General features: G+C 67.6%; 13 protein-coding genes and 1 pseudogene. 8 read left to right on the top strand and 6 right to left on the bottom strand.

What is annotated here, in order from left to right; genetic code table 11:
* Positions 1-69 precede the first annotated feature (69 nt).
* The gene (locus tag G6N25_RS11425; RefSeq protein ID WP_163672320.1) at positions 70-222 is read right to left on the bottom strand and encodes a hypothetical protein; all 153 of its coding nucleotides are present in this window, start codon (positions 220-222) and stop codon (positions 70-72) included.
* A gap of 110 nt (positions 223-332) precedes the next feature.
* Between G6N25_RS11425 and G6N25_RS11420 the strand changes: the two genes are divergently transcribed.
* From G6N25_RS11420 to G6N25_RS11410, 3 genes are all read left to right on the top strand, one after another.
* Complete coding sequence (locus G6N25_RS11420) at positions 333-1,019, top strand: cutinase family protein (RefSeq protein WP_169924621.1); 687 nt, start codon at positions 333-335, stop codon at positions 1,017-1,019.
* A 19-nt stretch (positions 1,020-1,038) separates the two neighbouring features.
* A complete protein-coding gene (locus G6N25_RS11415) occupies positions 1,039-2,025 on the top strand; it encodes an SDR family NAD(P)-dependent oxidoreductase (RefSeq protein ID WP_083074904.1) in 987 nt (328 codons plus the stop codon).
* 236 nt (positions 2,026-2,261) lie between these two features.
* Positions 2,262-3,425 carry a zinc-binding dehydrogenase gene (locus G6N25_RS11410; protein ID WP_083074906.1) on the top strand — a complete coding sequence of 388 codons (1,164 nt, stop codon included), beginning with the start codon at positions 2,262-2,264 and terminating at the stop codon, positions 3,423-3,425.
* On the opposite strand, the gene G6N25_RS11405 is transcribed toward G6N25_RS11410, so the two are convergent.
* Positions 3,409-3,795, bottom strand: a complete 387-nt coding sequence (locus G6N25_RS11405; RefSeq protein WP_083074907.1) for a PPOX class F420-dependent oxidoreductase — start codon at positions 3,793-3,795, stop codon at positions 3,409-3,411. The two genes, G6N25_RS11410 and G6N25_RS11405, sit on opposite strands and share 17 nt — an antisense overlap.
* Before the next feature lie 138 nt (positions 3,796-3,933).
* Here G6N25_RS11405 and G6N25_RS11400 point away from each other — a divergent pair, with 138 nt between their 5' ends.
* Complete coding sequence (locus G6N25_RS11400) at positions 3,934-4,488, top strand: TetR/AcrR family transcriptional regulator (protein WP_083074968.1); 555 nt, start codon at positions 3,934-3,936, stop codon at positions 4,486-4,488.
* Positions 4,489-4,491: 3 nt separating this feature from the next.
* On the opposite strand, the gene G6N25_RS11395 is transcribed toward G6N25_RS11400, so the two are convergent.
* Both G6N25_RS11395 and G6N25_RS11390 read right to left on the bottom strand, forming a co-directional pair.
* Positions 4,492-5,697 carry a cytochrome P450 gene (locus G6N25_RS11395; RefSeq protein ID WP_083074909.1) on the bottom strand — a complete coding sequence of 402 codons (1,206 nt, stop codon included), beginning with the start codon at positions 5,695-5,697 and terminating at the stop codon, positions 4,492-4,494.
* 142 nt (positions 5,698-5,839) lie between these two features.
* Positions 5,840-6,427, bottom strand: coding sequence for a TetR/AcrR family transcriptional regulator (locus tag G6N25_RS11390; protein WP_083074970.1), 588 nt, complete (start codon positions 6,425-6,427; stop codon positions 5,840-5,842).
* A 94-nt stretch (positions 6,428-6,521) separates the two neighbouring features.
* Here G6N25_RS11390 and G6N25_RS11385 point away from each other — a divergent pair, with 94 nt between their 5' ends.
* On the top strand, positions 6,522-7,082 hold the full coding sequence (locus tag G6N25_RS11385; RefSeq protein ID WP_083074910.1) for a PaaI family thioesterase: 561 nt from the start codon (positions 6,522-6,524) through the stop codon (positions 7,080-7,082).
* Between the two features lie 10 nt (positions 7,083-7,092).
* Here the strand turns inward: G6N25_RS11385 and G6N25_RS11380 are convergent.
* Positions 7,093-10,358, bottom strand: a pseudogene (locus G6N25_RS11380) (helix-turn-helix transcriptional regulator).
* A 234-nt stretch (positions 10,359-10,592) separates the two neighbouring features.
* Here G6N25_RS11380 and G6N25_RS11375 point away from each other — a divergent pair.
* The 3 genes from G6N25_RS11375 (at position 10,593) to G6N25_RS11365 (ending at position 12,245) form a co-directional block, all read left to right on the top strand.
* Positions 10,593-11,444: a rhomboid-like protein gene (locus G6N25_RS11375; protein ID WP_179961664.1), complete on the top strand. Its 852-nt coding sequence runs from the start codon at positions 10,593-10,595 to the stop codon at positions 11,442-11,444.
* Between the two features lie 211 nt (positions 11,445-11,655).
* Complete coding sequence (locus G6N25_RS11370) at positions 11,656-11,895, top strand: hypothetical protein (RefSeq protein ID WP_232065771.1); 240 nt, start codon at positions 11,656-11,658, stop codon at positions 11,893-11,895.
* A complete protein-coding gene (locus tag G6N25_RS11365; protein WP_083074914.1) occupies positions 11,883-12,245 on the top strand; it encodes a DNA-binding protein in 363 nt (120 codons plus the stop codon). The genes G6N25_RS11370 and G6N25_RS11365 overlap by 13 nt, the downstream gene beginning before the upstream one ends.
* Before the next feature lie 77 nt (positions 12,246-12,322).
* Here G6N25_RS11365 and ligD read toward each other — a convergent pair whose 3' ends face one another.
* Entirely contained in the window at positions 12,323-13,363 is a 1,041-nt protein-coding gene (gene ligD, locus G6N25_RS11360; RefSeq protein WP_083074915.1) for a non-homologous end-joining DNA ligase, read from the bottom strand.
* Positions 13,364-13,390 lie beyond the last annotated feature (27 nt).

The raw sequence follows: 13,390 nt of genomic DNA, 5'->3' as shown, positions 1-13,390 counted from the left end.
CGTGCGCTCGGTGCCATCACAAGAGTGAAGCTATCAGCCGGTCGAAGCCCCCAACAAAGTCCAGGCGGATCACTCCGGGGGCGGGAGAGCGTCGTCGCCGGGCGCGTGGTCCGGGGGCGCGGCGTTCAACCACTTCTTCAGCCGAATGAGCTGGTTGACCACCATGCCGATGCCGAGCAGCATCAGCACCACCACTATTGCCACCACGATTGCGGTGCTCACGAAGTCCATGATGGCCGATCGGGTCCCGGGTTTCAGGATCGCCCGCCGACGGGTAGTTAACCAGCACACCGAACCGGCAGGAGGGCAGGAATCATGAGCGGCGTCGACAAGTGAGGTTCAACGGAACGCGCCGGCTCGCGGCGGCGGTGGTGACGGGCGTCGCCGCCCTAGTGAGCGTGCCCGCCCCCTCGGCGCCTGCCGATCCGTGTCCCGACGTCGAGGTGGTGTTCGCCCGCGGCTCCGGTGAGCCGCCCGGCCTCGGCGGCATCGGCGGATCATTCGTCGACGCGTTGCGCGGGCAGATTGGTGCCCGGTCGCTCGGCGTGTATCCGGTCAACTATCAAGCCAGCACCGACTTCCAGAACCCCGACTTCCCCGTGACCGTCATCGACGGCATCCGTGACGCCGCCTCACACATCGAGTCGATGGCGGCGAACTGCCCGAAGACCAGGGAGGTGCTCGGCGGATACTCGCAGGGCGCCGCCGTGGCCGGTTACGTCACCTCGGCCGCCGTCCCGCCGGGCGTGCCCGCTGCAGCGGTACCCCCGCCCATGCCGCCGGACATAGCGAACCACGTCGCCGCGGTCACGCTGTTCGGAACGCCCTCGGGTGATTTCCTGGAGAAATACCACGCGCCCGTGCTCGTCATCGGCCCGCTGTATCAGCCCAAGACCCTCGAGTTGTGCGCTCCCGGCGACCCGATCTGCAGCGACGGTGGCAGCCCTGCCGCGCATACCTTGTATTCCGCGAACGGCATGACGGGCGAGGCCGCGACCTACGCTGCCGGTCACCTGTAGTCCGTTGCGGAATCGCAGCATGCGCGTTCTGGTCACGGGCGGTACAGGATTCGTGGGCGGCTGGACCGCCAAGGCCATCGCCGACGTCGGACACTCCGTCCGGTTCCTGGTGCGAAATCCCGATCGGCTGCAGACCTCCGTCGCCAAGCTGGACGTCGACGTGTCGGACTTCGCCGTCGGGAACATCACCGATCGCGTTTCGGTACGGGACGCGTTGCGCGGGTGCGACGCCGTCGTCCACAGCGCCGCCCTGGTGGCGGTCGACCCCCGTCAGACCAACGAGATGCTCACCACGAACATGCAGGGCGCGCAGAACGTCCTCGGCCAGGCCGTGGAGCTGGGCCGGGACCCGATCGTCCACGTGTCGAGCTTCACCGCGCTATTTCATCCGGGCCTGGCGATGCTGACGGCGGACCTACCGGTGGTCGGTGGGGCGGACGGATACGGAACGTCCAAGGCGCAGGTCGAAATCTATGCTCGTGGGCTGCAGGACGCCGGCGCACCGGTGAACATCACCTATCCCGGCATGGTCCTCGGTCCCCCGGTCGGCGACCAATTCGGTGAGGCCGGCGAGGGCGTGAGGGCGGCGTTGCAGATGCACGCGATCCCGGGGCGGAGCGCGGCATGGCTGGTCGTCGACGTCCGCGATCTGGCCGCGCTGCACGCGGCGCTCTTGGAGCCGGGGCACGGGCCGCGCCGCTACACCGCGGGTGGTCATCGGGTGCCCGCGGCCGAGCTCGCGACGATGCTCGGTCGAGTCGCGGGGACTCCGATGGTCGCCGTCCCCATCCCGGACACCGCGCTGCGCGTTGCGGGGGCTGTCCTGGACAGGGCGGGCCGGTTTCTGCCCTTCGGCACACCCTTCACCTCGGCGGGGATGCAGTACTACACGCAGATGCCGGCATCCGATGATTCGCCCAGCGAGCGAGAACTCGGCATCACCTATCGGGAGCCGCGGGAAACCGTGGCCGACACGTTCGAGGCACTTCGCGCTGCCGGCCCTTAGCCAATCGACGGCATCAACAATCACATGAGCCACGCGAGCACCGTGGTCCGGCCCCAAGGTGATTCCCCAAACTGATAGCGCCGGTGCTATCACGATGGAAACTTGCCCATCAGTCGAACGAGCGGGCGCTTGTGCCGCCCTTGGCCGCGAAAGTGCGACTACCGACGTCCGTTCTTGGGAAATGCGTTGCCAGTTGCACTTTCGTGACGGCCGCGGCGGGGGCCTAGGATCGATAGATGAAGAGCGTCACCTGCACCAACGCAAAGCTCGAGGTCGTCGACCGGCCGACCCCGGTTCCGGCCAAGGGGCAGTTGCTGATCCAGGTTCTGAGGTGCGGCATCTGCGGATCGGACCTGCACGCGCGCCACCACTGCGACGAACTCGCCGACGTGATGGCCGAATCGGGGTACGACGCCTTCATGCGATCGGATCAGCACGTCGTGTTCGGTCACGAATTCTGCGGCGAGGTGCTCGATTACGGCCCCGGCACGCGCAAGGCCCCGCGGCGCGGCACCCCGGTCGTCGCCCTGCCGCTGCTGCGGCGCGGCAAGGAGGTGCACGGGATCGGGTTGTCGACGATGGCGCCGGGCGCCTACGCCGAGCGGCTCCTGGTCGAGCAGTCGCTCACGCTTGCCGTCCCCAACGGGTTGTCCCCCGAGATCGCCGCCCTGACCGAGCCGATGGCCGTCGGGTGGCACGCAGTCCGGCGCGGCGAGGTGGGCAAGGGCGACGTCGCGATCGTGATCGGCTGCGGGCCGATCGGCCTCGCGGTGATCTGCATGCTCAAGGCGCACGGGGTGCGCACCGTGATCGCCAGCGACTTCTCGCCGGGCCGGCGCGCGCTGGCGACCGCCTGCGGGGCCGACATCGTCGTCGATCCCGCGCAGGAGTCGCCCTACACGACGGACGCGAGCCGCAAGCACCTGGCGGGCATCCTCGAGGCGTTCGACCTGGCGGTCGGCACCATCGAGAAGCTGCAAAGGCTGCGGTTGCCCTGGTGGCACATATGGCGCGCCGCCGAAAAGGCCGGCGCCGCAACGCCAAAGCACCCCGTCATCTTCGAATGTGTCGGCGTCCCAGGCATTGTCGACGGCATCATCGCGGGCGCGCCGCTGTTCTCGCGCGTCGTCGTGGTTGGCGTCTGCATGGGCTCGGACCGCATCCGGCCGGCGATGGCGATCAACAAGGAGATCGACCTCCGGTTCGTGCTTGGCTACACGCCGCTCGAGTTCCGTGACACGCTGCACATGCTCGCCGACGGCAAGGTCGACGTCACGCCGCTGATCACCGGGACGGTCGGGCTGTCCGGCGTCGAGGCCGCGTTCGACGCGCTCGGTGATCCCGAGGCGCACGCGAAGATCCTGATCGATCCCCAGAGCGACGCTACGCAGCCGGCGTGATCTCCAGGCCCACGTGCACCTTGTCGATGCCGCCTCGCACGATCGAGTGGGCGTAGAACCACCACGCGTGGTACCAGTACCGCTTGAGCACGGCGTTGTAGACCCGCCGCGTCTCGGACTTCGGCAGTACCCGGGCGATTCCTTCGACCGATTCGCTCTTGGGCTTGCCCAGCGCCGCGCTGCGGGCGATCGTCACCCGGGGCGTGTTGTTGATCCGCCTGACCTTCCACGATCCGTCGTCGGTGATCACCAGGAGCTTGTCGCCGTCCGGCACCCCCCAGATCGGTGTCGGCTTGGGTCGGCCATCCTGGGTGAAGGTGGTCAGGAGCAGGTACTTGGACGTGATGACGTCCTGGAAGCGGAGAGGCACGGCAGAATAGTTCCCCGTTGACGGGACTTCCTAACCCCGGGGGTCAAGCCGTCACGTGTCTATCGTGGCGGGCGGTTGATTTTTGGCGAACGCCCAATTTAGGGTCCGTTGATGGCCAAGGACTCCGCCACTCGGGACATGCTGATCGACGCGACTATTCGCATCATGGTCGACGAGGGCTATGCCGCCGCCACGTCGCGGCGGGTGGCCGCCGAAGCCGGTGTGAAGCCGGCATTGGTGCACTACTACTTCCCGACGATGGACGAGCTCTACCGCAACGTTTTCCGCCGCGGAGCGGCCGCCTACCTGGAACGGCAACAAGAAGCGTTGGCCTCCGACCGACCGTTGCACGCCTTCTGGGGCACCCTGATCGAGCCCAAGGACGCTCGACTGTTGCTGGAGTTCATGGGACTTGCCAACCATCGCAAGGAGATTCGCGCCGAGATCGCGGCCTGGCAGGAGCGGTGGCGCGAGATGCAGATCACCGCCCTGAACTTCGTCGTCCGCGAACACGGCCTCGACACAGGCCAATTCCCGCCCGCGGGCATCGCGGTCATCATCGCCGCGGTCGGGCGGACCCTGATTCTCGAGCAGACACTCGGCACCAAAAGCGGCCACGAAGAGGCCGTCGCGCTGGTCAATCGATTCCTGGATCGGTTCGAGATGCCGACACCGAAAAGCCGGCGCGATTGACCATTACGTGGGCAGCACGACCCGCAGCCGCTCCCAGCCCCGGACGGTGGACGTCGACGCCAATTGCGCCGTGTCGTCATCGATGTCCCATTCGGGCCAGCGGTTGAGCATCTCGTCCAGCGCGACGCGGCCCTCGAGCCGTGCCAGGTTCGCGCCAAGGCAGTAATGCACGCCCTTTCCGAAGGTGATGTGCGAGATGTTATCCCGATGGATGTTGAACGTGTCCGGGTCGGCGTAGCGGCGGTGATCGCGGTTAGCGGAGCCGAACAGCAGCAGCATGGCGCTGCCGGCCGGAATCGTCGTGCCGTAACACTCGAAATCCCTTGCCAGCCACCGGGCGACGTGGGGTCCCGTGGGTTCGAATCGCAGCGTCTCGTCGACGGTGCGGCTCAGCAGCGACCGATCCTCGTAGACCTCCCGGCGCTGGTCGGGATGCTCGGCGAGCACCTTGGCGAGCCAGCCGATCAGCCGGCCGGTCGTCTCGTTGCCCGCACCGGCGACCACCTGGGTGTAATGCAGCACCTCTTTGCGGGTCAGCTTTCTGTGCACCCCATCCTCGTCGTCGAACTCGACGTTGAGCAGCGTCGTCATCAGGTCGTCCGACGGGTTCTTGGATCGCCATTCGACGTAGTCGGCGTAGATCCGGCCGTCGGCGATGGAGTCGGCGTCGGCGACCTTAAGAGGCGCGCCGGGCTTGGTGCGCAGGTTGGCGTCGTTGGCGTCACGGACCGAGATCTGTTCGGACTCGGGGATTCCGAGGAGCATCCCGATCACGCGCATCGGCATCATCGACGCGAGCTCGGCGATGATGTCAAAGCCTTGCGAACCGACGAGCGGATCCAGGCACCGCACGCAGTATTGCCGAATCTGATCCTCGAGGGCGGCCATCCGGCGCGGCGTGAACACGCGCGACATCAGGCCGCGCAGCCTCGAGTGTTCGGGCGGATCCTGGAACATCATGACGCCGCCGGGCATGTCGAATTTGGACTGGATCAGCTCGAGGATGTCGCTGCGCTTGTTGGAGAAGGCCTCCCAGTTGGCCAATGCCCGTTCGACGTCGGAATGCCGTGACAGCGCCCAGAAGTCGTACCGCTCGTTGTGGTAGATTGGCGCCTCCTCGCGCAGCCGCGCGTAGGTCGGATACGGGTTGGCGTTGATGCCGACGTCGTAGGGGTCGTAGTAGACGTCGGTGTCGTTTGTGACAGTCATCGATGCTTTCCTTGCCGTCCGCGCGCCGAGCCGGTCACGAACGCCGCCTTGCCGTCCATCCGGCCACCTCCACCCACCAGTTTTTGGGCGATCGCCCAAATTAGTGGCGCACGCCATGTGTAGCAGCATCACGAGGAGCGCGTCAAGGGCTCAGGGCGGCATCGATCAGCGTGGCCGCCGCCGCACGGGCGTGCACGACGGGTGCGGTGTCGTTCAGCGAGGTCGCCATCGCGGTGGCGCCCTCGAACAGCACGGCGAGCTGCTGGCCCAGCAAGTGGGGGTCAGCGGCGCCCGCCTCGCGCGCGACGGCGATGAGGCGGCGGACGAATTCCTGCTTGTGGGTCCGCACGATCTCGTCGGTGCTGGCCAGCGACCCGGCCGATTCGACGGCGGCATTGTGATAGGGGCAGCCGCGCACGACGTCGGAGCGGCGCAGGTCGAAAATCCCCAGCAGGCGTTCGCGGGCGGGTAGCTCGGTGTCGTCGAGGCGCTTCTCGGTGGGCAGGCCGCCTCGAGCCGCGATGCCGCGGAGGTAGTTGTCCACCAGGTCGTTCTTGCTGGGAAAGTGTTGGTAGAGCGTGCGTTTGGAGACGTTGGCCTCGTGTGCGATGAGTTCCACGCCGGTCGCGTGGATTCCGTTGCGGTAGAACAGCCGGGCCGCGGCGCGCTCGATGCGCTCCCGCGCCCCCCGCCCACCGGGTGGACGCGCCCGGGAGGTGGCATCGTTCACATTCGGATAGTACACCGACCGGTTTACAAGCGGCGAGAGCGGCGCTATGTTAGGTCAGTAAAGTAAACCGACCAGTTTCCCGAAAGGTCGACTCATGACGGCTTCTCCGGGCGCTCCCGCCGGTGACACTCGGGTCGCACACACGGCGGGTTGGGGTGAAGCGGAATCACGGCTGGTGACCTGGCGCGACCCGCACACCACGAAGGCCACCGCCGCGTCGATGTCCGGCCTCGCGTACTGGAAGGCGGTCGCCGACGGACACTTGCCGCCGCCGCCCATCGGCGAGCTGATGCGAATGAGCATTCTCGACGTCGAGAACGGGCGAATCGCCTTCGGCTGCATGCCCGACGGGTCCATGTACAACCCGCTGGGGATGGTTCATGGCGGCATGCTGTGCACCCTGTTGGACACCGTGACCGGCTGTGCGTTGCACACCACGCTGCCCGAAGGGGTCGGGTACACGTCGGTCGAAATCAAGGTCAACTACCTGAAGGCGGTCACCGCGGCCAGCGGCCCACTGACCGCGGTGGGCACGGTCGTCAAAGCGGGTTCGCGGATCGGATTCACCGAAGCGACGGTCACCGACGCATCGGGGGCGCTCGTCGCCACCGCCAGCAGCACGCTGCTGATCTTCGATTTACCTGGCGCCGCATAGGATTCCACGTTCATGCGCGACGGGCCGCCTCCTGGGCCAGCTGCACCCGGGAAGTCAGACCCAGCTTGGCGTAGACATGCGTGAGATGGGTTTGCACGGTGCGCGGTGAGACGAAAAGCCGTGCGGCGATGTCGTTGTTCGCGAGCCCTTCGCTCACCAGTCGCACGACGTCGCGCTCGGCCGGCGTGAGTGAGGCCCAGCCGCTGCTGGGTCGTTTGCGTTCGCCGCGACCGCGTTGCGCGTAGGCGATCGCCTCCTCGGCGGACAGGGCCGCGCCCTCGGCCCACGCAGTTTCGAAGTCCTTCTCGCCCAAGGCTTCTCGCAGGGCAGCCAGTGACGCTTCGTAGCCGGCGTCATAGATTTTGAAGCGGACCTCGCCGATACGTTGCCGGATGGCGTGTGCCGCTCCGAACAGCCGAGCGGCTTCGCAGTGACTACCGGCGTCTCCGGCCAGGGCGGCGAGGCACTCGAGAATGTCGGCAACGCCTGTGCGGGCCTGCATGTCAGCGGCGCGTGCGAGCGCGTCGTGGGCGTCGCGTTCGGCCTGCGCCGGCTCCCCCCGCGCGATCGCCACCCGGGCCCGCGTGGTCAGCGCGCCCATGAGCCACCAGCCGGTCGTTGTCGCGACGGCCTCGTCGGCGCCACGGCGGGCCGCGTCTAGATCCCCGCCCGCCAGCGCGGCCTGCGCACGGAACACGCGCTGCCATGCAGCCTGCGCGGGCAGGAGACGCCAGTGCTGCCAGGCCTTCTCGCTCGCGTCGTGGGCCGTCGCAGCATCGCCGGCGGCCAGGGCTGCGGAAGCCGACGCCATGTAGGCGAGGCCCGCGGCAAGCCCGCCCAGCTCGGCGGCAGCCTCAACGGCCGCATCGGCGGCAGCCCGGGCCGCGTACACCTCACCCTGCGCGGCCAGCACCATGCCCTGTCCCGCCAAGCCATACGCCTGATAGGTCACGTCGTGAGCTGCCTCGGCCTCGGCGGCCACGGCGCCGAATTGTGCGGTGGCGTCTGCCAGATCGCCCTGGAAGTGCTGTGCCACGACGAGGCACCAGCGGCACTGGCGCGAGGCGAACCGGTCGCCGATCGCCTCGGCGAGATCGCGTCCTTCCTCACCGGCTGCGCGGACCGCGATCAGGTCGCCCGCCGTGGTTGCCGTGCGCGCCTGCCAGGCGAGGATTTGGCTCAACCTCCACGGATCGCCTAATGCCCGGGCCAGGCCGATCGCCTCGGTGAAGTACGGCCCCGCCGGCTCGGCGCTGATGACGGCGATAGGGCCGCAGGCGGTCAGCGCCCGGAGCAGTAGGGCCGGATCGTCGACCTCGCGCGCGATCGCCAGGGCTTGCCGAGCCTGGTCGAAACTGTCCGCGGCACCCATGAAGACGGCGAGCAGGGCCCTGTCGGCGAGTGCCCGCGCGCGCACCGCGGCCGCCACTCCAGTGTCGCGGGCGTCGCGCAAGTCGAGATCTGTGAGGGCGGCGTCCAGCCAGGCCAATCCCTCCCGGATGCGTCCTCGCGCTTGCCACAGCGGGTTCAGCGAACACGCCAGCTCCAACTCAAACTCGGCGTCGGAGTTCTCCCGGCTCCACGCGAACGCGGCGCGCAGGTTGTCGATCTCGATTTCGGCCTGCTCGACGCGTCGCTCATAATCACTGCCCGCCGGGACGTCGAGTAGGGCCGCCATCGCCGTGTAGTAATCACGGTGACGTGTACGCATGGCGTCCGCCTCGCCGGACTCGCCGAGTTTTTCCAGCACGTACTGGCGCAACGTTTCCAGCAACCGGTATCGCGTTCGGCCCCAGGCATTTTCGGCGACGACTAACGATTTGTCGACCAGCAGAGTGAGCTGATCGAGGACTTGGTAACGCTGCAGCCCATCGGCGCCGGCGACCGCCTGCGCAGCGTCGAGGTCGAATCCACCCAGAAACACCGACAACCGACGAAACAGCACCCGCTCGGGTTCGGTCAGTAGCGCATGCGACCAATCCACTGAGGCGCGCAGGGTCTGCTGGCGGCGCACCGCGGCGCGCGCGCCCCCGGTCAACAACCGGAACCGGTCATGCAGGCTGTCGAGGATCTCGGCCAGCGACAACGCCCGCACCCGCGCCGCGGCCAGCTCGATGGCCAGCGGTATGCCGTCGAGGCGCCGGCAGATCTCGGCGACCACAGCGGTGTTGTCGTCGGTGACGGCGAAATCGGGCCGGGCATGGCGAGCCCGATCGGCGAACAACTCGATCGCTTCATCGGAAACCGAAAGCGACGGCACCCGCCACATCGCCTCGCCACCGACACCGATCGGCTCACGACTTGTGGCCAACACGCTCAGCCCCGGCGCCCCACCCAGCAGAGCGACGGCCAGCGCCGCGCACGCATCCAGCAGATGCTCGCAGTTGTCGAGCACCACCAGCAGTTGACGGTCGCGAACGAACCGCAGCAATGTGTCCATGGTGGAGCGGCCGGGTTGGTCGGGCAGGCCCAGCACCCGGGCCATCACCACCGGCACCACATCAGGGTCGGTAATCGGTGCCAGGTCCACATACCAGACACCATCGGCATATTCGCTCGCTAACTGGCTCGCAACGTGTACTGCCAGCCGCGTTTTCCCCACCCCGCCGGCCCCGGTCAAGGTGACTAACCGGCCCTCCGCCAACAGCTTGCGCACCTCGGCCAGCTGTGGACCGCGGCCGACAAAGCTGGTGAATTGCACCGGGAAATGGTGCACAGCAACGCTTTTGACCGTGCGCAAGGGCGGGAAGTCGTTGCGCAGATCGGGATGGCACAGTTGCACGACCCGCTCAGGACGGGGAACACCGCGCAGCTCGTGGGTGCCCAGATCGGTCAGCCAGGTGTCGGGGAGCGGCGTGTCGGCAACCAATGCCTCGGTCGTGCCCGAGAGCACCGTCTGGCCGCCATGGGCCAGGTCGCGCAAACGCGCCGTTTTGTTGATGGTCGGGCCGATGTAATTGGCTTCATCGCGCAACCGCACCTCGCCGGTGTGCACGCCGATCCGCAAGCTGATCGGCGCCAACGCGGGGCGCGCTGCAACTCCAGCGCACACGCCACCGCGTCGCTGGCACGGGCGAAGGCCACCACAAAGCTGTCGCCCTCACCCTGCTCCACCGGGCGCACCCCGCCATACGCGGCCAGCAGATCCGACAGCGCCTGATCCAGCCGCGCGAACGCCGTCGTCATCTGCTCGGGCTGGCTCTCCCACAACCCGGTGGAGTTTTCGACATCGGCCAACAGCAGCGTCACCGTGCCCGTCGGCAAAAGCCCGCTCACGCCAAGATCGCTCCAGTCCACCAACGGCAGGTCCACGCGTGGATCAATCTCGCTCATGTTAACCAGCATGCAACGGCCACGGACGGCGAAACATCAGCGAAAACGCGGAGATTGCGCGCCAGAAACGCGGACTTCAGAGGCCGCCGCGCGCAAAACCGTGAAGATTAATCACACGCGTGTGAAAGCTTCGTTAAGAAGGTGGCCGATCCCGGATCGCCCCAGCATCGTGGTTGCATGACGCCGTTCGCGAAGACTACCCGCGACGAGACCGGACGTTGGGCAGCCGTCGCCGCGCGAACGTTGTCCGCCGCGGCGTCGGTGCGCGTCACTGCGGCATACGCCGTCGTCCTGGCCGCCGTCTCACTCATGCTCACCGCGCTTGGTCCGCACGCACGCGAGGTCGTGGTGAGTCGCATGAGCACCAACCTGCACAATCTGGCGCACGGCCGCCTGAGCACGTTGGTCGGCAGCGCGTTCGTCGACGACGGCGGCGATGTCTGTGTTTGGCTGCCGGGGCTGGCGTGCCTGCTGGCTTTGGGCGAACTGCTTTGGCGCGGTAGGGGTTTGATCATCGCGTTCACGGTCGGCCACATCGGTGCCACGTTGATCGTCGCGGTGGGGCTGGTCGCCGCGCTCAAGGCGGGATGGCTGCCGTTCTCCGTCGCACGGGCGAGCGACGTCGGGGTCAGTTACGGCGCGGTGTGTGTACTGGGCGCGCTGACGGCATCGATACCACCGCGCTGGCGGCTCGCGTGGGTCGGTTGGTGGCTTGGCATCGCGGCGACGGCGGCCGTGGGGGCGGACTTCACCGCCGTCGGGCACGTTATGGCGCTGCTGCTCGGCATCGGTCTGTCCTTCCGGCTGCCCGCCACGGTCGGCTGGAGTCCCATCCGGCTCGGTTTGCTATCCGTGGGTGCCGCATTCGGCTATGTGGTGCTGTCGGGCTCATCGGTTCCGGCGACGGTGGGCGGACTGACCGGCGCGCTGGTGGCGCTCCTCGCCGACCGGCTATCGCAGCCTCGCGACGGCGAGGGACGCACGCCCGCGAGGCAACCCGCGTTTGCGCCGCAAGCGGCGCTGTCGTAGCCGCCTCACTCGGAAAATGATTTGGGCGCGCCGAGTTGTGCGCCCGCATGTATCGGCAACATGCCGCACGGCTGGCCGGTGACCAGCGGCTCGGGATTTAAGGAAAAAATCCGCCGGCCGCCCTTTGACTGCCGTGCACCGCCTACGTAGCATACGGGTATGTATTGCATGCTGGCTTGGCTTAGCGGGCATGTCATCTATGCTCGTTTGTGTGCCGCAGCAGACGATCATCCTCACCGCCTCGGCTCGGCGCAAGCATGGCGTCAACAAACGCAACGCCATCGCCGCCATGCGTAACTCGGGCATCCCGGAGATCCAGCCCAGCGGCAGCATGCTCTACACCGGCCGCGACGCTACCGGCCGCCTCACCGAAATCGCCGTCATTGAAGCCGTCGAAGGCTCGGCCGTGCTCGTCATCATCCACGCACAACCCATGGAATGGACACGATGAAGAAGAACCCAGCCGACTACGTGATCGGACCCGACGCCACCATCGAAGATGCCGATCTCGACGAACGCGAGATCTACCACAAGGGCGAACGGCTCACCGAGGCCCGCGCCGCGGAGCTGGGCGACATCGCCGCCCGGGAGGCCGAACAAACCCGCACAGCCCGCACCGCCGGCCTGATCCCCGGCGGCAAGTCACTGTCCGGCGGCCAGAAGCACTCGCCGGTAGTCCAAGTGCGCGTCTCGGAGATCACCCGGACAAAGCTCGAGGCGATCGCCAAGGCGCGCAAGATGAGCGTGTCGAAGCTGTCGCGGCAGGTCCTCGACGAGTTCGTCAACCGCGAGACGGCTTGACGACCATCGCATAGCCGCACGGATAAGGACCAGCCGAAGGCGCGTCGCGAGCACTGGATGAGCGTGGGCGCACGGCGTCATTTCGGCTTGTTCTTACTGGTCCGATCCGTATCCCGGCTTGGCTGCACCCGCTTCGGCTCGCCCGGCATCTTCGGGTAGTTCGGCGGGTACGGCATGTCGCCAAGCCCGCGCTCTTCGTCGGCCCGGGACATCTGCAGCAACGGAGCAATCGACTGGGCCACGGCATCCATGCCGGCCCACGGGTCCTCCCGGCGCTGCACGAGGTCGGGCACCGTCGCCATGGTGTAGTCGTCGGGATCGGCGCCGGCCAGCTCGTCCCACGTCAGCGGCGTCGACACGGTCGCGATCGGGGTGCGCCGCACCGAGTACGGCGACGCCATGGTGCGGTCGCGGGCGTTCTGGTTGAAGTCGATGAAGATGCGCTCGCCCCGTTCTTCCTTCCACCACGAGGTGGTCACCGCGTCCGGGGCGCGGCGCTCCACTTCGCGGGCCAGCGCGATGCCGGCCCGGCGCACCTCGACGAAGTCCCAGTCGGTGGCGATCCGCAGAAACACGTGGACCCCGCGGCCCCCGGATGTCTTGGGGTACCCGGCCAGGCCGAGTTCGTCGAGCAGCGGCCGCAACACACCGACGGCAACCGCCCGCGCTTGCTCGAAGCCGGTGCCGGGCTGCGGATCCAGGTCGATGCGCAATTCGTCGGGGTGCTCGGTGTCCGGGCAGCGCACCTGCCACGGGTGCAGCGTGACCGTGCCCATCTGCGCCGCCCACACGATCGCCGCGGGATGGGTCACCTTCAGCGCGTCGGCGGTGCGTCCCGACGGGAACGTCACCCGGCAGGTCTGCAGATAGTCGGGATGGTGCTGCGGTATCCGCTTCTGGTAGATCTCCTCGCCGTCGATGCCGTCCGGGAAGCGCTGCAGATGGGTGGGCCGGTCGCGCAGCGCGGTCAGCATCGGGCCGCCGGCCACGGCCCGGTAATACTCGACGAGCCGTCGCTTGGTCCCGTTCGACCCCAGCGCGGGGAAGTACACCTTGTCCGGGTTGGTCAGCCGCACCGCGATGCCGTCGACGTCGATTTCTTCCGCTGCAGCAGCCATATCAGGATTCCAACATGCCGGGCGCCA

This window comes from Mycobacterium heidelbergense (genome assembly GCF_010730745.1).
Lineage (GTDB): Bacteria > Actinomycetota > Actinomycetes > Mycobacteriales > Mycobacteriaceae > Mycobacterium > Mycobacterium heidelbergense.
Note: the sequence above shows the minus strand (reverse complement) of the source record. Positions and strands in the feature narration are given on the sequence as shown.